This is a genomic window from Daejeonella sp. JGW-45 (assembly GCF_029360805.1).
Lineage (GTDB): Bacteria > Bacteroidota > Bacteroidia > Sphingobacteriales > Sphingobacteriaceae > Daejeonella.
Map to the genome: position 1 here is coordinate 1 of NZ_JARKNC010000008.1, position 22,948 is coordinate 22,948.

General features: G+C 46.3%; 18 protein-coding genes. 2 read left to right on the forward strand and 16 right to left on the reverse strand.

The genetic code is table 11. The annotated features are described in order from the left end of the window. The first annotated feature begins 137 nt into the window (after positions 1–137). Entirely contained in the window at positions 138–587 is a 450-nt protein-coding gene (locus P2W76_RS09630; RefSeq protein WP_276347599.1) for an isochorismatase family protein, read from the forward strand. Between the two features lie 7 nt (positions 588–594). Here P2W76_RS09630 and P2W76_RS09635 read toward each other — a convergent pair whose 3' ends face one another. From P2W76_RS09635 to P2W76_RS09660, 6 genes are read right to left on the reverse strand one after another with little or no spacing between them, the layout of a single operon-like run. Next, complete coding sequence (locus tag P2W76_RS09635) at positions 595–1,608, reverse strand: hypothetical protein (RefSeq protein WP_276347600.1); 1,014 nt, start codon at positions 1,606–1,608, stop codon at positions 595–597. Further along, positions 1,608–2,414 (reverse strand): amidohydrolase family protein, encoded by an 807-nt coding sequence (locus P2W76_RS09640; protein WP_276347601.1) that lies wholly within the window; start codon positions 2,412–2,414, stop codon positions 1,608–1,610. The genes P2W76_RS09635 and P2W76_RS09640 overlap by 1 nt, the downstream gene beginning before the upstream one ends. Further along, positions 2,404–3,387: an amidohydrolase family protein gene (locus P2W76_RS09645; protein WP_276347602.1), complete on the reverse strand. Its 984-nt coding sequence runs from the start codon at positions 3,385–3,387 to the stop codon at positions 2,404–2,406. Before P2W76_RS09645 ends, P2W76_RS09640 begins: the two co-directional genes overlap by 11 nt. A gap of 25 nt (positions 3,388–3,412) precedes the next feature. After that, complete coding sequence (locus P2W76_RS09650) at positions 3,413–4,366, reverse strand: amidohydrolase family protein (protein WP_276347603.1); 954 nt, start codon at positions 4,364–4,366, stop codon at positions 3,413–3,415. An 8-nt stretch (positions 4,367–4,374) separates the two neighbouring features. Beyond that, positions 4,375–5,892 (reverse strand): hypothetical protein, encoded by a 1,518-nt coding sequence (locus tag P2W76_RS09655; RefSeq protein WP_276347604.1) that lies wholly within the window; start codon positions 5,890–5,892, stop codon positions 4,375–4,377. Positions 5,893–5,894: 2 nt separating this feature from the next. Next, a complete protein-coding gene (locus P2W76_RS09660) occupies positions 5,895–7,040 on the reverse strand; it encodes a plastocyanin/azurin family copper-binding protein (RefSeq protein ID WP_276347605.1) in 1,146 nt (381 codons plus the stop codon). Between the two features lie 121 nt (positions 7,041–7,161). Here P2W76_RS09660 and P2W76_RS09665 point away from each other — a divergent pair, with 121 nt between their 5' ends. Next, positions 7,162–7,983: an N-acetylmuramic acid 6-phosphate etherase gene (locus P2W76_RS09665; RefSeq protein WP_276347606.1), complete on the forward strand. Its 822-nt coding sequence runs from the start codon at positions 7,162–7,164 to the stop codon at positions 7,981–7,983. 9 nt (positions 7,984–7,992) lie between these two features. Here P2W76_RS09665 and P2W76_RS09670 read toward each other — a convergent pair whose 3' ends face one another. From P2W76_RS09670 to P2W76_RS09715, 10 genes are all read right to left on the reverse strand, one after another. After that, positions 7,993–9,420: an L-serine ammonia-lyase gene (locus P2W76_RS09670; RefSeq protein WP_276348369.1), complete on the reverse strand. Its 1,428-nt coding sequence runs from the start codon at positions 9,418–9,420 to the stop codon at positions 7,993–7,995. Positions 9,421–9,457: 37 nt separating this feature from the next. After that, on the reverse strand, positions 9,458–13,258 hold the full coding sequence (locus tag P2W76_RS09675; RefSeq protein ID WP_276347607.1) for a hypothetical protein: 3,801 nt from the start codon (positions 13,256–13,258) through the stop codon (positions 9,458–9,460). Between the two features lie 17 nt (positions 13,259–13,275). Next, positions 13,276–14,658: an enolase C-terminal domain-like protein gene (locus tag P2W76_RS09680; RefSeq protein WP_276347608.1), complete on the reverse strand. Its 1,383-nt coding sequence runs from the start codon at positions 14,656–14,658 to the stop codon at positions 13,276–13,278. Between the two features lie 117 nt (positions 14,659–14,775). Continuing rightward, entirely contained in the window at positions 14,776–15,828 is a 1,053-nt protein-coding gene (locus P2W76_RS09685) for a dihydrodipicolinate synthase family protein (RefSeq protein ID WP_276347609.1), read from the reverse strand. 24 nt (positions 15,829–15,852) lie between these two features. After that, positions 15,853–16,869: an NAD(P)-dependent oxidoreductase gene (locus tag P2W76_RS09690; RefSeq protein ID WP_276347610.1), complete on the reverse strand. Its 1,017-nt coding sequence runs from the start codon at positions 16,867–16,869 to the stop codon at positions 15,853–15,855. 68 nt (positions 16,870–16,937) lie between these two features. After that, complete coding sequence (locus P2W76_RS09695; protein ID WP_276347611.1) at positions 16,938–18,329, reverse strand: putative oxidoreductase C-terminal domain-containing protein; 1,392 nt, start codon at positions 18,327–18,329, stop codon at positions 16,938–16,940. 28 nt (positions 18,330–18,357) lie between these two features. Further along, on the reverse strand, positions 18,358–19,089 hold the full coding sequence (locus tag P2W76_RS09700; RefSeq protein WP_276347612.1) for a DUF1080 domain-containing protein: 732 nt from the start codon (positions 19,087–19,089) through the stop codon (positions 18,358–18,360). Positions 19,090–19,178: 89 nt separating this feature from the next. Next, complete coding sequence (locus P2W76_RS09705; RefSeq protein WP_276347613.1) at positions 19,179–20,558, reverse strand: neutral/alkaline non-lysosomal ceramidase N-terminal domain-containing protein; 1,380 nt, start codon at positions 20,556–20,558, stop codon at positions 19,179–19,181. A gap of 41 nt (positions 20,559–20,599) precedes the next feature. Next, positions 20,600–21,715, reverse strand: a complete 1,116-nt coding sequence (locus P2W76_RS09710; RefSeq protein WP_276347614.1) for an alpha/beta fold hydrolase — start codon at positions 21,713–21,715, stop codon at positions 20,600–20,602. Between the two features lie 134 nt (positions 21,716–21,849). After that, positions 21,850–22,923, reverse strand: coding sequence for a DUF5017 domain-containing protein (locus P2W76_RS09715; RefSeq protein ID WP_276347615.1), 1,074 nt, complete (start codon positions 22,921–22,923; stop codon positions 21,850–21,852). Between the last annotated feature and the right edge of the window lie 25 nt (positions 22,924–22,948).

Below are 22,948 nucleotides of genomic sequence, written 5' to 3' on the forward strand. Positions count from 1 at the left end.
AGCGATCTGGGTTTCTGTGAATTGCTGCTTTTTCATTTTATGACATTTGAAATTAAACTTTTTGTCTAATTACTTCATGTCTTAATTTCAGGGAAGCTTACAATCCCAACTGGGTCAAACTGGTTTCACCGGGGGAGATGGCACCGCCCAGGGATTCCTGGCCACCGGCTGAATTCCGTAACCTTTCCGGTCGGTATAAAGAGTTCAGGAAGCCCTTTGAGCCCCGCGAAGCCGAGAGGCTCGCACTGCCAAAGCTTACCTTCCACCCGAAGGTTACTCCACAAGCTAATGAAGCTGTAGTTGCAACCGGTGAGGAATTGCATCGCTATTGCAAGCAGAAGGGCATATTATTCCTTCTGTATGCAGGCTTTAACACGAATGCCTGTATTATAAGCCGGGATTATGGGGCTACGCAGATGAGCAACCGCGGCTATGCGGTTACCTTGCTGCGTGATTGTACTACCGGAATGGAGAGCAAAGACACGCAGGCGGGCTTAATGCAGACTAACGGAGCAATCTTATTACTGGAAATGTTCGGACAATATTCAATAACGTCGGACCAGGTTTTGAACGGTTTTTCTGTTTAAGACGATACTACCAGTCTTTGGGCAGTTTCAGCGACCATACATCGTTGGTCAGCGGAGGCGTCATACCGCCTGCCACCCAAATTTTATCTTTAAAGACAAAGGCCGAAGGTTCATGGCGTTCCTTCCATGAAATGTCTGACTGAAGCTGTTCCCAGGTTTTACCGTCCTTCGTGCTCCATACGTCCTGATAATTTTTATATGGGTTGTTGGACCACCCTCCTATAACCCAGATCCTGTTGCGATATACAACTGATGAGAACCACAATCTTGCATGCCAGGGAGCGCTTTCTGAAACGCGAACCCAGTTAATTCCATCCTCTGAACTCCATACATCATTGAACGCGCTATATTGGGGAACATAATTCCCTCCGCCAAATACGTAGATCTTTCCGTTAAGCACCGCCGCCTGGTGATAAGCCCTTGGCGACCAGCCTGCATTAGCGGTTGCCAGCGACCAGTCTTTACCATTTGCGGAATACCATACGTCATTTTTAAGGCTCTTATCCGTGCCAAAGTAATAATCTTCTATCCCACCCATTAACCATAACCGGCCCTTGAACTCGACTATTGCCGACGCGATCCTCGGCGTCCATGCTGCATTATCAGTGGCAAGATGCCACTGTCTCCCGTTTTTAGACGACCAGACCTTATTGCTGGCCGAATGTCCGGGTAGGCGTCCGTTGTACCATCCCCCCATCATCCACATCCGGTTTTTAAAAACTATAGACATTGGAAGATCGCTATGTATCCATGGAGCTTCGCTGTTTACAAGATCCCATGATCTACCGTTGCGGGAACTCCAGACATCGCGGGGCGGCGCTTCTTTAGAATTAAACCAACCACCGAAGATCCAGAGTTTATTCCGGTAAACTAATTCTCCCTGGGAGTCCCGCGCCTGCCATGCAGCATTTGGTGTTTCCAATTTCCAGTCAACAGACGCAGGCTGTGCAGACAATAATTTGCTTATAGCCAATACAAACGCGGCGATTAGTACGATCCTTTTTATCCTGCGCCTGATCATTATATTCCGAGCATCTTTTTTGCGTTTCCTGATCTCAGCATTTCCTTTACATTTTCGTCTGCTTCGGATGGATATAGTGATTCTATCCTTAACTGCCCGCTCAGGTAATCGAGGATTGGTGAGTGGGTTCCAAAGGCAAACTTATCTGTGCCGTATAGTTTCAGGAAGTCTGACATGTTGGTAATTGTCCGGCCGGAAGTATCAAACAGCAGGTTAGCATTCTTGACCAAAGCCATTTCTTCCGCGGTCAGCGCCGACGCATTGGCGTAATTTAATATCATATATTTTGCATCCGGCACAGCTTTTACAATGGGCAGGATATCCTTCAGGGTCCATTCCCTCTTGGGAGTACCCACAACGTAGTCGATATCCATCCAGGAACGTTGCCTGCTGTCTACCATACGGTATTCAAAAGCAACCGGCAGGCCATGATCGCGAACACGCTTTACAAGCTCAATGCAGGCGGGATCGATAATTCCATAATCATGATATTTAGGATAGACCCTTACTCCCTTCATCCCAAAATGTTTTACAGAGGTTTCGAGGTCATCCCTCCAGCCGGCATAAATTGGGTTTATCACTGCAAATGGGATGAAACGGTCGCTGAATTTCCGCGCAGAGCGGAGCTCCTTGTATAGCTCTTCGTTAGCGGACTGGGTGTTCTTATAGAATATACCGTTCAGGTTGCTGATAACTGATATCTCTACCCCGAATTTATTCATCCGATCCAGCAGCGCTTCGCAGGTGTTGTACTGTAACTGCTGGAACGGCCAGTTACCTACGTATGCGTTGATATCAATTAACATTTCTTCCTCCTTTTCTTAATGCATTATTAAAATTCTCAAAAAATATCTTCCTCTTCTGTGCTTCGGTCAGGTTGGATGCAAGGATCTTGCCCACCGCCTGGTAATAACAGTTATCAGAACCGAAAAACACGCGGTCTTCACCCAGGTGCTGTACCGCAAAATCAATCATATGCTCTTCATTGTTACTTCCCGATGTATCCACATATACATTAGGGCTATTTCTCAATGTTTTACACATATACTCCCAGTCGCCTCCCCCGCCGATGTGTGCATATTGAAAGGTTGCTTCAGGATACCTCCTGGCTATATCTACAAAATCGTCTGGCAGGGAAACATTCTTCGGCTTGTTGCCATTATATTTCATCCGGTAACCACCCACACCAAGCTGAGCCTCGGCATGGCTGTGGATGATCATCTTAAGGTCTATCATCTTTTCAACTATGGGATAATAAGACGGGTCGTTGATCTTGGTCTGGTAATAGATCTTTACGTTCGTCATTCCCAGGTCTACGCAGCGTTTTATTTCATCCATCGATTCTTTGGCATGAACGGGATTGAATGTAAAGCTTCCCAAAAACACATCCGGATGCTGCTTCATTACTCCCAACACGATATTGTTGTTTCTTATGAATGCTTCAGGGCTTCCATCCGGAACACCGTTAATAAGCCGTGTCACGGGGTTGGAAAGAACGAGCTTTTCAACTTTCATGCGTTGTGCATAATCGATCAGAGTACCGGCATATTTCTTTTGCACTTCGATATCGGTGCTCCCAAGATTGACATGAATATGCGAATCGATTTTCCGGTATTTCATCACGTCCTGCATGAGGTCGTATTTTGCCATGGGTTCTATTGCATGCATGCCTTCCGGCATGTCGGCGGCGCTGCTGGCTGCGAGGCCGCCGGATACTGCGAGACCCGTGGCCGATAAGGCTGCACCAGCGATAAATTTTCTTCGTGATATTCCTGACATATAATTAGATCTGGTTAAAGGGCTGTCAAACAATGCTATTACCCGATTTGCTTAAAATATTATTATAGTTCTCAAAAAAGACCTTCTTTTTCTGATTTTCGGTAAGAGCAGACGACAATACTTTGCCCACGCCCTGAAAAAATGAACCGTCGCAGCCAAAGAACACCCGGTCCTCCCCAAGCTTTGCGACGGCAAAATCTACCATATATTCCTCATTATTACTACCTCCGGTGTCGACGTATATATTGGGATAGTTTACGAAGGACTTACATGCATACTCCCAGTCGCTCCCGCCCCCGATGTGCGCATATTGAAACATTACTTCGGGATATCTTTGTGCGATTGCAATAAAGTCCCCGGGTACAGAGATACCCGGGTTGTTCTTAACATCGTATTTCATCCTGTAGCCTCCTACCCCCAACTGACTTTCACCATGAACATGGACGATCATCTTATGGCCGGCGAATTTTTCGATAACAGGATAAACTGAGGGGTGATTGATTTTCACATGGTTAAACAGCTTCATACCTACCATTCCCAGATCAAGACAGCGCTTAATTTCCTCTTCGGCGGTTTTCAAGTCAAGCGGATTAACCGTGAACTGGCCTAAAGCTCTGCCGGGAAAGGTCCTGATCGCTCGCGCTACAGTATCGTTATACGCACGGATCTGTTCGCGGCTGCCGCCCATGGTGGTCGCGACCGGCACGGCAAGGACAAGCTTTTCGATATGCAGGCGGTCTGCATAGCGCATTTGTGTTTCGGACTGGGTCGGATTTTGGGCAGCGTTTGCGTAAGCATCAATTTTGCGGTACTTCCTAACCTCGTCCATCAGGTTATACACCGGCGGATGTTCTGCAATGGACGTGCCCCCGCTTTGCGGAGCATTTACGGCGCCTTTCAACTTTGAGCATGCTAAAACACCGCCTGCCGCCAGGGCAGAACGTAAAGCAAATTCTCTTCTGCTGATAAAATTAGCCATATCCCGGATTAGGGTAAGAGGTTATTTAAGGTATAGCAGATCAGCCTATTGTCGAGCGCCTGGCCTTTAGCAGTTGTAATATCTCCCAGCTTCAGCTCATACACATAACCTGCTTTCAGGTCGTTTAATTCCAGGGATACCTTCAGGCCGTCGGCCGATACCCTGACACTTTTAATCGGTACCTGCTGCACGTCCTGCTGGTCGGTTTTATCCGCGCCGGCATTCTTAGCTTTTCGCTGGTATTTATAATAGTAATGCCTGAAATTATAGTTAGCGGCATTAAGCGCCTGCGTCCTGTTTACAGGCTGGGTAAAAGTCAGGTCAAAGCCCTTTTTGGTCAGGTTCATCATTTGCACATCGGCCGGCTTATTACCGTTAAAGACAATCCGTTGTACACCCTGGTCGCCCGCCCATCCAAAAGCGATCTGCCCTACCCACAAGCTGCCATCGGGAGCAAATGCGAGACGGTTATTGCCTTTTCGCAATCCCCGGCCGTCAATGAACGGAATACAGGCACCCTGAAGTTCTCCGGCGACTGTCTCGAGCATCACCCTGACTATGCGGTCGCGGTTCATCTCACCAACGAACAACTGTCCTGCAAAAGGGCCGAACTTACCTTCTGTTATATCGCACAGAGGCTGGGCCGGTGAGTTAGCCATTACCCCCTGCGGGAACAGGACAGCGGCTTTTGTGCGTATCTTGTCGAGTTCAGGAACCGGACTGATGAAGGGGTTCTTCCCCTCCCACTCCTTTGTCCACACCAGGCTTGCCGGGTGGCCATAAAACTTGCCTTCCTTCACATGGTACAGGGTGCTCGTCTCCACCCAATCGCTTTGATTATCAGTGACAAACAGGTTACCCTTTAAGTCAAAGCCGATCCCGTTAGGCGATCTCATCCCCGAAGCATAAGGCTGAAGCTTATTACTTCCCGCCGGAAGTTTCATAATCCAGCCGCGATAAGGCACCACGGAATACATCTCATACACGCCTTGCTGGGTCATGTCCCTTCCGGACGGCCTCAGTTCACCGCGAACCTCAGGCCGTACACTACCACCCTGTGAGGCTGTGTTCAATGCGATATAAAGGTTGCCCTCTGCATCCTGTGCAGGGCCGTAATTAAACTCATGGTAATTCCCTGAGATACCAAAATCATCAGTCAGGGTTTCGTAAACATCGGCCAGGCCATCTCCATCGGTATCTCTTATGCGGGTCAGCTCGGGCCTTTGCATCACAATAAATTCAGATTTATTTACCACATGGATGCCAAGCGGTTCGTGCAAGCCGGTTGCAAATACTTTCCATTCCTTTTTTTCGGGGGTATAAAGCATCACCTCACCGCGGATGAAACATGCCGCAAGGCGGCCATCGGGTAAAAACGCCAGGCCGCCGGTCTCGCTCATCAGGCCGGGAGGCATATCAATACTTTGAACCGTATATGCGGATCCCGTTGAAACAACCTGGGCATTTGTAGTCGTTCCGTATATCAGCAGGAGTGAAATAAGACAATATTGCAAAATGGTCTTCATTACTATTTCTTTCTTCGTGTGTTAAAAACAAGGGAATAATTAGTCATCGTTACGCTAAACTCGCGTGCCTGAGCGGGTGTGAGCTTTAACTTCCCATCAATCCATTCGCCTGCAGACGATTCGTAAGTAGCAGTACCGTTCACCGCGGCAGAGATGAACCAAACAGTACCTTTCGCATCCGGCACCCTGAATTTTCTTACCAGCCCGTTGCCATCTTCTTTAGGAAGGATCAGCTCGTATACGTGTTGACCATTAATTATATAATGAAATTCCGGGAACCTGTTTATTAGTTTGTATCCCTTAAATTCGGGAACGGGGGGCGTGTCGGGGCTGCCAATAGCAAGCGAATGCGCTGCGTTTTCTCTAAAAAACACAGGCCCGAGGATTTTGGCATTTGCATCTATGTGCCCTTTCCAGATGGCAGTATTATCCAGAAACCCGCCGCTCCAGGCGTAGCGTAACTGGCATGAACCTGCATCCCAGCAGTAGGACAGATTTTTTGGAAGATTGACAGCGATAGAGGCCGGACCGGAATCATCCATAAAGATCCGGTACATATATGGCGCAACATTTTCGTACGGATGGATAGCATTATGGCCTTTTGTATGATCTGTGGCTGGATTCGCGGCAGCGGACTTCTCCTCCCTTCGCGATGGCGGCAAGTTCTGGTCCGTTTTCTGATCGGGCATACTACTGTTAGCCGAAACATACATTACCCCGTACATGATAAAGCCGTGGCCGGGAAACGTGCACACGTAAGGATACGCACCGGGTTCAGTTGGCGAAGTAAACTCCAAAGTTGCAGACTGGTTCGTAGAAACAACAGGTATAGACCATAGCACCTTGGATGATTTAGGGACATAGTTCATCGCGGGTCCCTTTTCCTCCAGGGCAAGAGCTTCGTTGACCACATCCAGGCGCGCTCCCGGCTTCGTAATAAGAAAATTGTGACTCATATCGTCCGCATTGTTAAAGACGAGCTTCACTTTTGTTGCGGGTTTAACACTGAATCGAACCAGGTCAAACTGCATTCCCGCGATGGCGCTGATGGTTATATTTACAGGTACAGTGCTTGCTCCCTGCGCATAAGCCCCCTTGGTAAAGAGGCCTGTTATTAGTAATAAAACCGTTAAAATAAGTTTCTGCATTGACAATTATAGATTACTGTTAAGTTTGCTCATCCAAGTTAATAATAAAATACGTTTACGTACACGTAAAAATGTCATTATATTTATTCCAGATTGCAACCTTCAAATTTTAAATTAAGATATGACAAAAATTACTGAGCAAGCATCTAATTACAGGCATCTGGAGAATATGACTGTAAAAGAGCTCACTGAGAACATCAATAAAGAAGACAAGCTTGTTGCATTGGCGATCGAAAAAGCCTTGCCCCGGCTGAATACGCTGATTGAGACCATTATCGCGAAAATAGAAACGGGCGGAAGGCTCTTTTATGTTGGCGCGGGTAGTGGCGGACGGCTGTCGGTGCTGGATAGCATTGAACTGCCAACCACGTTTGGTATTCCTCGCGGACAATTTAACGTGGTATTAGCCGGAGGCCTGGAACACCTGATTGAGGCTCCTGAGGAAAAGGAAGATGATATTGACGCGGCCTGGAACGAACTTCAGGATCACAGCGTCTCAACTGCGGATATTGTAGTGGGTATTTCGGCAAGCGGTACAACTCCTTTCGTTCTTTCTGCCTTAAAGGAATGCAGGAAAGCCGGTATCACCACCGGTTGCATAGTTAGTAATCCCGATTCTCCCATCGCCGGGCAGGCTGATATTCCCGTAGAGGTTATCACAGGACCTGAATTTATTTCAGGCAGCACGAGAATGAAATGCGGCTCTGCCCAGAAAATGATATTTGATATGATCAGCACGACCTGCATGGTTCGCCTAGGACATGTCTACGATAACCAAATGGTTAACGTAAAGCTCATCAATGATAAGATCACAGACCGCGCTGTAAAGATGCTGATGAACAATTCAGGTATTAAAGATTACGATGTAGCTAAAGAACTTCTTCTTGAGTCTGGCAGTGTAAAAAAGGCTTTGGATAAATATCCGCATCGTAATACACTTTAAGGCAAACGCTTAACATTCGGGAAGACTTATCGGAACATGAACCGCCAAGCCTCCATCGGAAGTTTCCTTATACTTCGAATTCATATCCAGGGCAGTTGTCCACATGGTCTGGATCACTTCGTCAAGGCTTACTTTTGCATTATCCGGATTAGCTTGCAGGGCTAGTTGAGATGCTGTGATAGCCTTTATAGCGCCCATGGTATTTCTTTCTATGCAGGGGATCTGTACGAGTCCGCCTACCGGGTCGCAGGTTAGCCCAAGATGATGTTCCATAGCGATCTCTGCGGCCATCAAGGCTTGCTGCTGGGTACCGCCCAGACATTCTGTAAGCGCTGCAGCAGCCATTGCCGAGGATACACCTATCTCTGCCTGGCAGCCTCCCATAGCTGCAGAAATGGTAGAACCCTTTTTGAAAATTGCCCCGATCTCTCCGGCATTCAGTAAGAAAGTAATAATTTTATCGTGATTATATCCATCGCAAAATATGATATAGTAAAGCAGTACGGCTGGAACGACACCTGCGGCACCGTTTGTTGGCGCCGTAACCACTCTCGCAAAGGCGGCATTTTCTTCGTTAATTGCTAAAGCGAAGCAGCTTACCCAGTCCAATGTATACTGAAAGCCGCTGCCTTGTTTCCTGATCTGCTCAACCCACTGGTCGAAATCAGAATACTCTGCCCCGGCCAATAGTTTCTCAGAGAGGGCTGCCGCACGCCTGGTAACTTTCAGTCCCCCGGGCAGTACTCCCGAAGCATGGCATCCGCGATAAGCGCATTCGCACATAACCCGGAAAATGTTTAATAGCCCTGATCTTACTTCCTCCCGCGAGCGCCATACTAATTCATTTTGATGGACAAGCTCTGAAATTTTCAAGCCAGTCTCGGCAACCCATTTAAGCAGATCGGCTGCATTCTGACCAGGATAAGGCAGGTTTTTCCGCTGTTGTTCAAGGCTGCTTTCATCCGCTGTAACAACAAACCCTCCGCCGATGGAATAAAACGTCTGGCTGATAGCCTCCCCGTTATCCATAAAGGCCTGGAAGGTTAAGGCGTTAGGATGAAAGGGCAAGGATTCCTGGAAAAGGAAATGGATATCTTCCTGCGGGTTGAACCTGATCGCAAAGGAATTTCCCAAATCCAGCGTTTCAGCAGTATGGATATCCTGAATGATCGAATCGATGAGGCTTGTGTCCATACTTACAGGATCATATCCCGCGAGGCCCAGCATGACAGCGATATCGGTTCCGTGGCCTCTGCCGGTCTTCGCAAGCGACCCGTATAGAAGAACCTTGATCCGAACCACCTGGCTGAGAAGGTTCTCTGATCTTAAAAATTGCACGAAACGTTCGGCTGCCCTCCATGGCCCGAGGGTGTGCGAACTTGAAGGCCCTACACCAATCTTAAAAATATCGAATACTGAGATCTGTTCCTCCATTATCTTGTACGTATTTGACAAAGCTTATATTCGATCAAAATTATTCTATTTCGTATAGATCGCCGCTTGTCAAAATAATAAGGGCCTGTGCTACTCCCCGCGGAGAAAGAATATTCGATATTTCAGAATCAAACCGGATGGTGCTTAAAATATCTCCCGAGGGGGACAAAGCGGTTAGCTGTCCGCCAGCGGTTGCGGCTAAATAGTGAGGTGTTGAAGATTTAGCAACGCCGGCAACTTTCAGAACCCTGTCGTTCAGGGTTTTTCGAAAGACCGGATTTCCCTTTTGATCCAATACGTAAAACTGAAAACCTTCTGTACCGACGAGTATTTCATTATTTCCGTCATTATCATAATCGCCATGCCGTATATCATTCACCTCCCCGCCTACGTTTTTGACCCATAATTCATGGATCTTATCCTTAAAGCGAATATGTCGTACCTCGCTTTGCTTTGATCCCAAAAGAAACGAAGGCAAATCATTCATCCCTTTTGCTGCGATAACATCTACAATTTTAAAACCTGGCCCTCCTGTCTTTCCGGCAATTTCGTTCTTTCCCTTTCTTAAAGCATAGTAATAGTACTCAAGGCCGAATATCCCTTCGTCTTTACCATCGCCATCGAGATCTGCATATTCCATGTCTTCGATTCCGTAGAAATAGAGAAGCGTATCTGACATCAATTTGCCCCGCATATCAAGCTCGTAGATGTATCGGAATTGTGTTCCCACTATCACAACAGGCTCCTTCTCTTTCCCGTTAACATGGGCAAGGCGGATATTTGTTATCCCAAGTAAGTTGCCTTTGTATTCCCTGTGGGTTTGGTCGTCATTAAATTTATAATTCCACAGTTCCTTACCCCGCGCATCAAGCACGTGCATATACCAGTTTTCTGTAGCTATGAATACAAGCGGCTGGTTCCCGGAGTTCTGAATCGAGACTTCATTTACGCGGCCCTTTGCATTAAACGTCCACAATAACCCTCCGCCAGCACTTATGGCCTGGACTTTACCAGTAAAGCCGCCTAACAAGATCTCATCTGCCTTGTCGCCGTTCAGGTCGCCTTTAGCAGAACTGCTTACATTTTCGTTGAATGAATAAAGTGGTTTTCCGGCGTAAGGCAACCCTTTATTTTGACGATTAACCGCCGGAACAAACTGCTTCGAGTTCCTGAGAAATACATCTACAAACTTTACTATGCTCAGGGCTCCCATATATACCTTGCCAGAGTCGAGCGCTGCTTCTGAAACGGGTTGGCCGGCATCGTCATACCTGAGCATATCTTTTTTCAGGCTATAGGTCTTCCATTTCCCCTGATTGATATCTATCCTGAAGAATACCGGTGCAGGGAAATGTAAAGCGGTTGATCCGAATCTTATATCTGTAACGCCAGCTGAGATCAATTCGCCTTTACCTATCAGGTGGACGCTTCCGTTGCTCTGGAATGCCTCGTGATCTATTACTCCTTTGGTTGCCAGCCATTTCCCGGCGCCGCCTGATATCTCAATAGTACCCTGACTTAATCTTCTGGATCGCAGGGCTGCAGTTTCGCTGGTATGGCTGGACAGAACGTTGATGAAAGAAGCATTTTCGCCTGCAAGATATTTCTTCTCACCGATCAGCTCGCTTAAAACGGTTTCATTATCTGCGTAAGGATATGGATATACAGTTTTCCAGTATTTTATGAAATGACCGTAAATATCTTTTGAGTGCAGGGAGGCATCCGTCAGGCTCTCAATCTTCATCACAGCACCTTTTTGGTCAACCTCAAAGGTATTCTGTTCTATCTTTACACTACCCATCGATTGCCATAGGTTCCTGAGAAGATACTGGCCCGGCTCATTAATTCTGACGTCATCGTAAACGATAAAAAATTTACCATCCGGACTGATTATAGTCCTGTCCCAGTCCGTACCATTATAGGAAGGAACCGTACTGCGACTGAAGCTTGTTCCGTTAACATCCCCCACCCAGTCTAATTTCACCAAAGAAGGTTTCTTCTTTTGCGTTCCATCTTTTACAATAACAAGCCCGGAGTGATGTTCGGGTGTGTTCTGAATATAATCTCTGTCATTAAGGAACAGGCGCCCATTGGCGCTATAATTCAATATGGCATTTCCGTCCTGGTGTCCATGTTTCCCGGCAGAAAAGCCGTCAAGGATAAGATATGAATCGGAAATGTCATAGCCGGAGCGGAATGTAAGTTTATGAAAGCTATCCTTTTGATCGACGTTCATAACGGGTTGCTTTTCAAGGATCTGCAGCTCCTCATAAACACCCGGCTCCACCTCTTGTGCCTGAACACGGGAACGAGCGCTGCCCAGGGTTGTTGTCGTGTTTAAATCGACTATATACCTATGGACAGGATAATTGAGATCTGGCATTTTCTGACCAGGAAAAGGACCATTTCGGGTGCGTTGCAACAGAAAGTTGTAAACCGGATCGCCGTAATACCACGAGGCGGCATTTAACACCTGGGAATGACCCCATGAATAAGCGCTGCTCATACCGAACGGGTAAATATCTCCGCCGCCGGAAAGAGTACCCAGGTTGTCAATCATCATAGAATGCAGGTCGGCACTTGGGCGAAGTCTTTTCTCGATATACTGAAGGTCGCCGGTTGCCATGGCATAATCAATGTTAACCATTGGAAGATGAGAAAGATAATCGGAACCTTCATCCATGCTGATATAGGAGGTATTGCCTTTAAATATCCTCTCGCCGGCATTCCTCCAGGCGGCTATTTCAGGTATTTTATAATATTTTTCGAAGTAATAGACCGATCCTACAACTGACATTCCCGGAAATATCTCATGATTCCACCTGGGCGCTTTATCCCTGGCAATCACCAGGTATTTGTCCTTCGCATTCGCTTCGCACGTCAGGTACATCGCTGAAATTATTTCCCTTCGCTCGGATAAGGAAAATATGGGCGAGGCTTCGAGAACGGTCCAATTCTGAAGGAGCTTTTCACCCTGTATCCACATATTTCTTCTCGCATTCAGCTGTGAATGAGCAGCCGCCGGATAGGCATTAACAAAACGTGCATATCCCAGTAGCAGATCCTTATACATTTTACCGTAAGCCGGATTCCCTGTCAACAAATAATATTCACCGTATCTTTTTAATTCGGAGATAAGTGCAAGCAATTCATCAGCAATCACCTCGCTGTCCTTCACAGGCTTTAAAGCCCTTAACAACATGCCGGCTCGTGCGCTTAACCTTGCTTCCTCCTGTGCCGGCTGCTTATTGACCGCACCAAAATACATAGCGGCAGCTTCCGGAAGCTGCGCTTCGAATTGCCATGGAATAGACGCATCCTCTTGATCTCTAAGAACTGCGGATAAGCGGTCCACCCCGGCACGGGCTCCTTCAAGATCTGAAACTGAAATTATTATGGTATTCCCCCCTTTACCGAAAGGGTCGATGACTGTGAGAAGCTGGTATCCGTTCTTACCCGGGTACACGGCGTCTGCATAGGAGAAGCGCAAACCATAAAGCCGGGCCATTTGCTTGTTATTCCCGAGATTGCCTAACAATATCGTATTTCCAGACCAGCCCTGAGAAAATTTATCCGGATCAGCGGTATGAAGGAGTGCCTTATCTTCAGTTTTAGCGTCAATAGCTTTCTTTAACCGGGCTCCAAGATCTTTCCACTGCTGATCGCCGGGCACAACAATATTTATTTTCCGGACATCAGTGGATCTTTGCAGCGGCCGGGGCTGGAGGTCTTTATATAATGTGTAACCGGCCGGTTTGTTTTGATCGTATTCCGCCCTGGCATTGTTAAGACTGCCATAGAGGAACAAAATTGCAACGATTAAGAGCAGGCGAAATCTCATAAGCGTTTTCATGCGACTCAATCAATCTTAAAAAGATTCTGATAATGTGGCAAGGGTTCGAATATTCCCCCGCTCCTATCGTAGAAATCCTTATCCAGGGTAAAAACACCGTCTTTCCGTTTAAACCATGATGCACCGGAACCGGGGTGATACTTAACCATTTCATCCCAGTTTGTATAATTCATATCGCCATTGGTTTCCATGAGCCCCATATTAATTACGGGGAAGGGAGCCAAGTGCGCCGCCAGGTTCTTATGCCAGTCGACCAGTATAGGATTTACTGTAAGGTCGGCGCACATACAGGGCACGTTTCTTTCCGAGGCGAGCTTTGCCAGCTTGACCGACATGCTTAAGGTCTTTGCTATTCCTTTAAGTACGAGCACGCTGTAACCAAGCTCAAACCTCTTCAGGGTTGAGGCTTCATCATGTGCGCTTTCATCCGCGCCTATCCTGATCCCGAGGTCGGCAACGTTTTCCTCGTTCGTCTCACTTAGTGGCTCTTCGTATAAGAGAATACGGTCAAATGCGCCAATGTTCTTCGCATGGTCGAGATACCGTTGTAAGGTTTCCTTCTTCTCGTAACGGGCATTGGCATCCATCGTATAGATGAGCCTGCCATCTGCTGTATGATCTGTCCTGAGATCCTTCAGGGTGTTGTGGATCAAGGTCAAGCGCTCCATGTCGCCCTTTAACATCTCTTCCTGTGAACCTGGATACCCTGTCTTTATCTTGAACACGAAGTATCCCTGCTGCGCAGCGTCTTTCAAGTCCTGCATAGGCATCCCATAAGGGATCTGATACATGATCGCTATTTTTTCATTGCGATGAGACAACGCCTTTTTATATGGGCCGGGAATCATCTCATCGAAGGTATTGTATCCGTTTTCGGCTGCGTAGATCAGCCATGCAGCATTATCTACACTCACCAGGGCGTTGTATACAAAATTGATATTGAGGTCGGCTTTACCGGTAACTTTCTTTCCTTCAGCAAGTACCAATGGCAGTATTTTGTCGAACAGCTCGACCGGTGTTGTAAAGGGGTTAGCTCTGACTATATCAAGCGCCCTGTTAACCAGTACGTACATCATCGCATTACCATTGGCCTCGGAATGGAGCGGGAACAGTTCCGCATCGCCGTAAAGAACGCTCTGGGTAGCAAGTCCGATTTTCTTATTCCCGGATGCTGACTCCATTTGAGATACTGCCTGCCATAACTCGGTAAGATATCCGCCTTTAAAACCAAATGGTCTTAAAAGTTTTTCGCGTTCAAAGTTGGATTGCGTTTTTACAACCGCAATCATTTTAGAACTATGCTGCGAAGCGTTTGCCATATCGGTCAGGTCTATTGAACTAATTGCTGCCATGATTCCCGCGCTTTTAACAAATTCTCTTCTGTCCATGGTGATGGGCTTTGGGTTATGGGCTTGGGGCTTAGGGCTACGTTATTGCTTGGTATTAATTAATTACTTCCTTTTTTTATTCAAATGGGTGGAAGCCCATCACTCATAGCTCCCAGCTCAAGCAAGCAAACTCTTTACAAACTCATCATCAATAAGTTCGGGATAAGCGTTACAAACCCTGTCGATCTCCTCCATTTGTCCGGGAGATAACTCCTCTTTAGGATTCAGGCACCAGCGGCCCTCTAGCAATCCCTGGCGGCGTAAGACTTCGTGAATACCGGGTATACATCCATGGAAGCTATGTGCCGGATCGAAAATCGCAGCATTCATATCTGTTACAGCAATGCCTTTTGTCAGTAAGGCGCTTGCCCCTTCATATCTGTTGGCTTTGCATTGTTTTATTTCTTCAAGAAGTGCGACCGCTTTGTGTGTCCACACTGCCCAATGTCCAAGCAAGCCCCCCACAAACTCCTTTTCGACAACTTTTCCTTCGACCGTAAAGCTGTATTTTGTTAACAGATCGGCAACAATATTGTCGTCGTTACCGGTATAAAGATCAATTTCTGCAGCCCGGCTTGACGCACACACTGCTCTTACTACATCAAGCGTTTGATAACGATTAAAAGCAGCTACTTTAATTGCTTCTATGTTTTTAATTTCAGCAAATTCCCGCCAGAACTCATAAGTAAATATCCGGCCTCCAACTGAGGGCTGCAAGTAGAACCCGACCACCGGAATGATGGCAGCAACATCGCGTACTCTTTGGAGTATTTCCTTCTCTGACCAGCCTTGCAGGCCACCCATACTCAGGAGGCCCATATCATATCCATGCTTCACAGACAATTCAGCTTCAGCGATAGCCTGGGCTGTAGGACCGCAGATGCCGGCAACTTTAATAAAAGGCCGGTCGAGCTTTGCAGCATCGATCTCTTCTGAAGCTACTCTTAAAACAGTGTCATACAGGTTGATGGCAGGGTCTCTGATCTCAAACTGAGTCGAATGTACGCCTACGGCAATACCTCCCGCTCCTGATGCCATATAATAGCGTGCTAAACCTCTCTGACGTTGTTCGTCAAACTCGCGTGATTCATTTAATGCCAGGGGATGTGCGGGTATAACGGTGCCACTTGTTAACAATGACTTAAGTTCAGGATTTAATGTTTTTGACATAATTAGGGTATTGTATTTAAAAAGTTAGAACTGACCTTTTCTCTCCTGGAAATGAGTCGGTTTGTTAATCGTTTTGCCGCCTGCCTCCAGCCATGCTACAGTCATCTCGATCATCTGACGAACAGTGACTCTTGGGTAACCAAATAATTTATGCGATTTTGAAGCATTGTTCAAGAGTGCCATGGGCTGGATTTCATTTACAAATTGAGGCTGCTTGCCCATTAACAAACCGAATTGCTCTGCCAGCCATTTTACTGAAAGTGTTTCCGGGCCTGTAACATTCAAAATATTCGCCGGCGTCTCGCAGTGCAATAATGACCTGATAGCAATTTCATTTGCGTCGCCCTGCCAGATCACATTGACATTGCCCGTGGTAAGATCAATAGGCTTATCTTCCATGACAGACTTTGCAATTTCAAGCATTACCCCATAACGAAGATCAATAGCATAGTTGAGCCTGTAAATAAGTGTGGGTATATTATATCTCTCAGAGAAATACTGAAATACACGTTCGCGGCCTAAACAGGATTGGCCGTATTCGCCAACCGGGGCCGGGGTAGTTTCTTCAGAAAGCCCCCCTGAATTAATAGGCACAAATGGATAAACATTACCGGTAGAAAAGGCAACGATGCGTGAATTCTTATATCGCTCGGCAACCCTGCCCGGCAGGTAGGCGTTCATGGCCCAGGTAAAAGGTTCTTTTCCTGTTGTGCCAAATTTGGTTCCGGCAAGATAGAGGATATTCGGGGCGTCTGGCAAAGATGCCAGGTCATCCTCATTAAGAAGATCTGCTGAAATGGTTTCTATTCCCTCTGCCTCCAATTCCTCACGGGTGCCGGCCTCTGAAAAGCGTGAAATTCCTATTATGCGTTTATTTATACCAGCTTTTATGATCGCCTTTCGGGCCAATTTGGCCATGCTAGGTCCCATTTTGCCGCCAACTCCCAGTATGATGATATCACCTTCAATTTTAGCTATATCTGCAACTAAAGCATCTGATGGTTTAAGTAATTCCTGTTCTAAAGCTTCTAACTCGGTCATTTAAATATATTCTAATAAAACATTGATAACAATTAATTCCCGGTGCCATTCCAGCACCAGGCTTTCCATTACTTATTAGCTTTAGCCATTTCTAAAGCCTGGGTAGTGGTGTAGTATTTTGATAACATGTTCGGCACTTCCCATGAAGGAAGCTCGCCAGCCTTCAAATATTGTAAATACTTTTTAACAACTTCTGCGAAGTGATCTTCATGACCGACTTTCAGGTTTTCAGGGATCACTATTTCCCATAGATCGCCGGTTTTTTTAACCGATACACCTGAGAACTTCTTCTGAAGCCGGTCTATCGCCGCCTGTACGGACTGCTCTGTATTATTCATCGGGTCGATATACACGACAGGTTTAAATTGCTGTTCTTTTCCCTGCTTTATTACCAGGTTTGCTTTGGTTCCCCGCATTTGCGAAAAATGAGTATCCCCTGTTCCATCCGGGGCTTCAAAGTTCCATTTTATGGAAACTCTTGCATGAACATCCTTTATCGTATAATTCATTTCCCCGTTTGACATTACTTCCAGAGTGTTATTTTTAACATATTTGGAAAGATAGTCAGGGAACTGGTCCTTCTTAGTGGATTTCCTGAACTGCTCTGGACTTATAAGGGTAGGCCACTGCTTCGCGGACAGCATTTTAATATCCTTTGTATAATCGAGAGCAACCTCAGGGAAACATTCCCATTGGATAAGATCTACCATGTGGGTAGTTATATCAACAAGACCATGACCTTCCTGCTCAACATCAAAGAACCATGCGGGTCTGACAAGAGGCTTTCCGGAAACATTTTTGTAAAAATGATGGACACTTTCCTGCATTACTGCAGGGTTATCATGCGAACCCTTTTCCAACGTGCCAAACAACTCAGCATCCTGGCTCAGCTCCCGCTGGAGCATATAATAAATATTATAACGCTCGGTCATTATATCGTACAGCAGTACATTTTTGTCCTTCGCCGTTTTAAACGCGGCCTCCAGCGATTTAAAGCCTGTGTTATCGATAGCAAGCGGCTTGTCGGCGAGGACGTTCATGCCTGAATCAATGGCCATGGTGATATATTTCGTCTTGCTTTTGTTGTTACCCGAAATGATCACGACGTTGCCGGCATCCTCACTGAACATTTTCTCCAGATAGTCATCGCCACGGTATACCTGAGATTTCCATGAGGTCGGGTTATCCGGTCTGGAATTATAGCTCTCCACAAGCTTCATATGATTCTCCAGCTCTGATCCGTCCGGGGCATAAATATGTACAACAGAGTCGATTTCATCGTACATGGATTTTTGCAATAGCGCAGCATGAAAATGTCCCGGATCAAGGGTAATGATGCGTATTTTTTCCTGGGTTTTAGCTTCAGGCTTGGTGTTACAACTGCTGTTTGCAAATAGCAGCAGTGCTCCGCAGCTAAACGTTAACATTGAGGCTCTGGGGATAGAAAATATTTTTCTCATATACATTTGAGTTTTCGGTTTCGTAATACTATAGCTCACGTATTTCTATATTTTTAAAATAGGCTTTATTTCCATGGTCTTGCAGACCGATGCTTCCTTCACCTGAGGTTCCATAATCAGGAGCATCTTTCCATTTACTCGCAGCTTTGCGCTTCTTCCAATCTTCGCTCAATACTTTGAATTTCACGATCCTTTTCCCGTTTAACCAATGTTCGACCGCGCCATTCTTATATATGATTTTACTGTTATTCCATTCACCTACAGGCATCAGGACTTTATTACCTTCTGCGACATGCATATCATAATTAGCGCCGGTGAGCTGCGAAGGTGCGAGTTTAGCAGGATAGGTTATATCGTCAATGATCTGGTATTCGGGGGCAGTTTCAATAGCACGCTTATATTTTGGGGCTTCAACAATGTGGTAGAATACACCGCTGTTACTTCCCTTATCGACTTTCCAGTCCCATTTTAATTCAAAGTTCTTAAACTTCTGATCTGTTATTATGTCTCCGGATCCGCTGGGTCCCTTGGCACCGAGGCACACCAGAGCACCATCTATTATCGTCCAGTTTTTGATCGCGGCTTTATTATTAAAATGATGCCAGCCATCGAGGCTTTTCCCGTCAAAGAGCGTTATCCATTGCCCTTTCGGTTTGCCGGGCAATTCGCTGTCTGAACGTAAAGAATTTGCTGTGACATATTTCATGGAACTGGCTGAAACGCCCACGATCACGAAGAAGGAAAAAATGCTTTTAAACATAAAAAAAATGAATTGTTTACGCACACGTAAATATATATAATTAAACCAGAACTTCTAAACCGACTTACAATAGGCTGGTGCAGGAATGTCTACTTATCCTTGAGCAGGCCTGCCTGACCGGCCAAACGGTAAACTTCACTTAAAATGTTGGACTCAACGCCAACCTGCCATTTCGCCGGCAAACCATACACTGAATGTGCCAGTTCGCCTTCGTAACCACCCTCTTTGAGGATAGTAGACGAAGGGATATAAGTCATTACATCGTTTGAATACCCAAAGACAAGGGCTTCGGCACCGAGCATTTGCTTTATTTTAATACCATACTCAACTACCAGCTCACCGCCCAGACTAACCAGAGGCAGCCCTCCTATAGACCATGCCTGCAAAGGATAAGGATAAGAGGTCCGTAAAGACTTCCCGGATCTGACATCGGCAAGGAGGCGTTCTGCCCACTTCTTTTGATAGGAAACAGTAGACGTTTTTATAATATTTTGCAGACTAGCCTCAGTTGGGGCAGCAGCGAGCGCCAGGTCCAATTCAGAGTAAGTTGTCGTGAGAGAGGCCGGAAGCTTCTTCATATCTTCCTCCAGTACACGCTCTACAGCAGCGGTAAGCTCTTTTCCATACTGACGGGCAAGAGGAACCGTATTTCTTGGCAGGGGGTTCTGATCAGCACCAGCACCCTGAAAAAAAAGGGCGGTGGTTCCCGGGTATGCTTTTTCTAATTCTATCTGCGCGAAACCCGGATAATCTCCCGACCATTGGTAACCATTTAACACCGTAGGATGGCATGAATAACCAAAGGCTACAGCCTTAATATCACCCTTTGGCGTAACCACCTTAATAACCGGAACCGCGAAATCGTTAGGGCCTTGCAGTTCTGACAGCTGGGTGAGCAGTGCCGCACTATTATTGCGTCGGTTTACCTGGAAGCGCGTTACCCCATTCTGATGATATAACTCTGCTGCTTCCATATCCTTTATCCCATTGCCAACAAGCTCAACGATCTTGTTCTCAAGGGACACGGAATATTGTCTAATGTCCTCAACCTGTTGCTCAGTCAGGTTATAAATATCAGACAAGGCCCCCTCAAGTACTGGTGCCGAATGGGTGTGGGAACTGTTAAGCAGTACCTGATCTTTGTTCAGACCGAACTTTGTTTTCAGCTTAGTCCTGATATTATCGGAAACCGATTTCGGAAAGCCTAGGAGATCACTGCTAACCATCACGGCCCGTTTGCCCGCCGCATCCTCGATAACCAGTGCCTTTGCCCATAGATCATGCAATATGCCCTCAGAAGGGTGGGTTCTTGATGCGAAACCAGCCATCGGCATGGGCTTTTGAGGGGTAATGATAACCCGGGAGACCCCGGCTTTCCAGGCATAGGAAGAACTTGAATTGTTTTGCGCCTGTACAGGGATCGCAAATAAAATAAGGGCCAGGATAAAGAGGCCGGTTTGAAATCTCATAATCTTTATTATTTATTTGACGGAACGGTGGTGTAATATACTTACTTAATTTCTGCGATCCGTGGCTGATGCATTAAGATCCTGTCGATGAATGCATACGCTTCCTTACGGTTCTCCACCGGGAAGTCGTGCCCGGCATCCGGATATCTTACCTGCAGCATGTCACCTGCCTTATATTTCGCATAAGCTGGTTGCGCAAGTTGCATACCTTCTCTTACTCCCCTTACATCAAAATTGGCATCATTTAGCGGTGACACGGAGAAAAAAGCTCTCGGTGCTATCGCAGAAATAACCTGGTGGAAATTAAAAGGGAGGATCTTACCTTCCAAGCCAAATCTCTCTCGCCATAAGGGCATGTATCTGGTCTGAGCCCAGGGTCCCAGACGGCCTCCATATCGTTTACTGGCTTCTTCGCCGATGTTGTAATACTCAAACTGAGTCCAGCCGCTGGAAGAAACGGCAACTTTTATCCGTTCGTCAAATGCAGCAACAAACATGGAATTATGTCCGCCGAGAGAATGTCCTAGTACTCCGATCTTTCCGGGATCAACATCCTTTCTGCTTTGCAAAAGATCAACGCAACGCATGTGATTAAAGATACCCTGCATGGTAGCCGATTCGTAGCGGTCGGTTTCAAAGTTATGATCCTTCAAATCGCCGAAGCTGGGATAATCAGGCGCTACTACCACATACCCTCTTTCAGCCAATTCCTTTGCGTGAGCACGATTGGGTTTGTTTCCCTGTCCGTCGACGACGCCTTTTCCCAGCGGATCCGTACCATGAAGAACCACCATTGCTGCCAGTTTACGAGCCGGGCCGGCTTGTTTGGGTACGTACAGGTAAACCGGCAATCGTTCGTCTTTGGTCACCGCTAATGTGAGTGTATAACGGGTATAGCTATTTTGCACCAGGCTATCGGTGATGACAATATCAAGAGGAGGGAGATTCGAACGTGAAGGCAGTTTGCCCATCACCTTTTCCATATTCCTGAGCGCCTCGCTTCGGCTTATTTGCCTGGCAACCGGCCGTTCATCCCTAGCTGCATAAGTTGCTGTGGACGAAAAGTTCTTGTCGTGAGCACCATGCCGAAGGGGAAAGACAAATAGCATCGTCAGCCCGGAAAAGATCAGCAGGGTGTAATTATAGATTTGCAGCATCCTCGTGAAATTAAATGATCTTATTTAATTAAATCAGTGACAATAAACCCGGGAATTCGAACCGGTACGTTCAAAAATAAAAGGATTAATCATTCTGACGATTAATCCTTTTACGAGAAAAGATCAAATTACCCTTATGGGGTAATAGTTAATGATATCTCTTTAATTATTTTCTTTTCCCCATCTATAGAATTATTGGAAGCGATAAATACTGCTTTATATGTTCCCGCTTTGGTATAAGTATGCTTATAAACTGTGATCGGGGGATTTGACATTCCTTTTACAGAGGTAGACAGATCGGGGCCCAGATCAACTTTATCAATTGTGATCCCCTTGCTTATTGCCCAATGCTCACTCGCAGGATCATTAAATGCACTGTTCGGATCGAAGGGTACAAAAGGAACAAATTTAGCAGTGGCCACGAAAAGAGGTGAATCGGGATCGTAAATGGGATTCTTTGGATCAAAAATAGGATTGTCAGGATTGAATTGCGGCAATCCAGAATGGAGGTAAGTGTTGCCTTGCATGGTTACCCTGGTGGAGGTTACAGTCGACAGCGCCTTAGCTACATTTGCCGCGTTATCATCTATTATCCTGAAACCGGCGTTCGCCTGATCGGCAATTGTCAGTCCGAACGTGTTATCTAGCTTTAAAGTGCTGTTTATTGCAAAACTTTGAATAAACCACTGACGTGCCACACCGTTCGCAGCCTGCGGCTTGGTGATATATTTAAAACCTATATACAATGGTTTGCCTGCAACTACCAAATCTGAAAGGTCCTTTGTACCCGATGCCAGTAAGGTAGTAGATGTGCCCAACGCAAAGCGGTTGGTAATATCTATCCACGTTGCTGCCTTTACTTTGGCGACACTGCTGTAATCTCCATTAAAGTTATTAGAGGCCCATACGGAAAGTTGATTAGCTTGGGTACCTAGTTGCACGCTGCTTGTGAACTGCATGGTGATGGCGGCTTTAGACACATCTATTACCCTGCCTTCCCTGGCTTCATAATCTTTCAACGTCTCTCCCGAATAAAATGAGATCATGTGCACATTACCACCCTTAATATCAAATTCCACGGGCTGACCTGCCTTATATGTGGTCGACGCCGTGCTTACATCAAAGTCAGCGCCCTCTACTTCGATTTTATCGTTACAGGCTGCCACTAAAAGCACTCCCAGTAACACTGCATAATATTTGAACTTCATATTCTGTCTTCTAAGTCTTATAAAT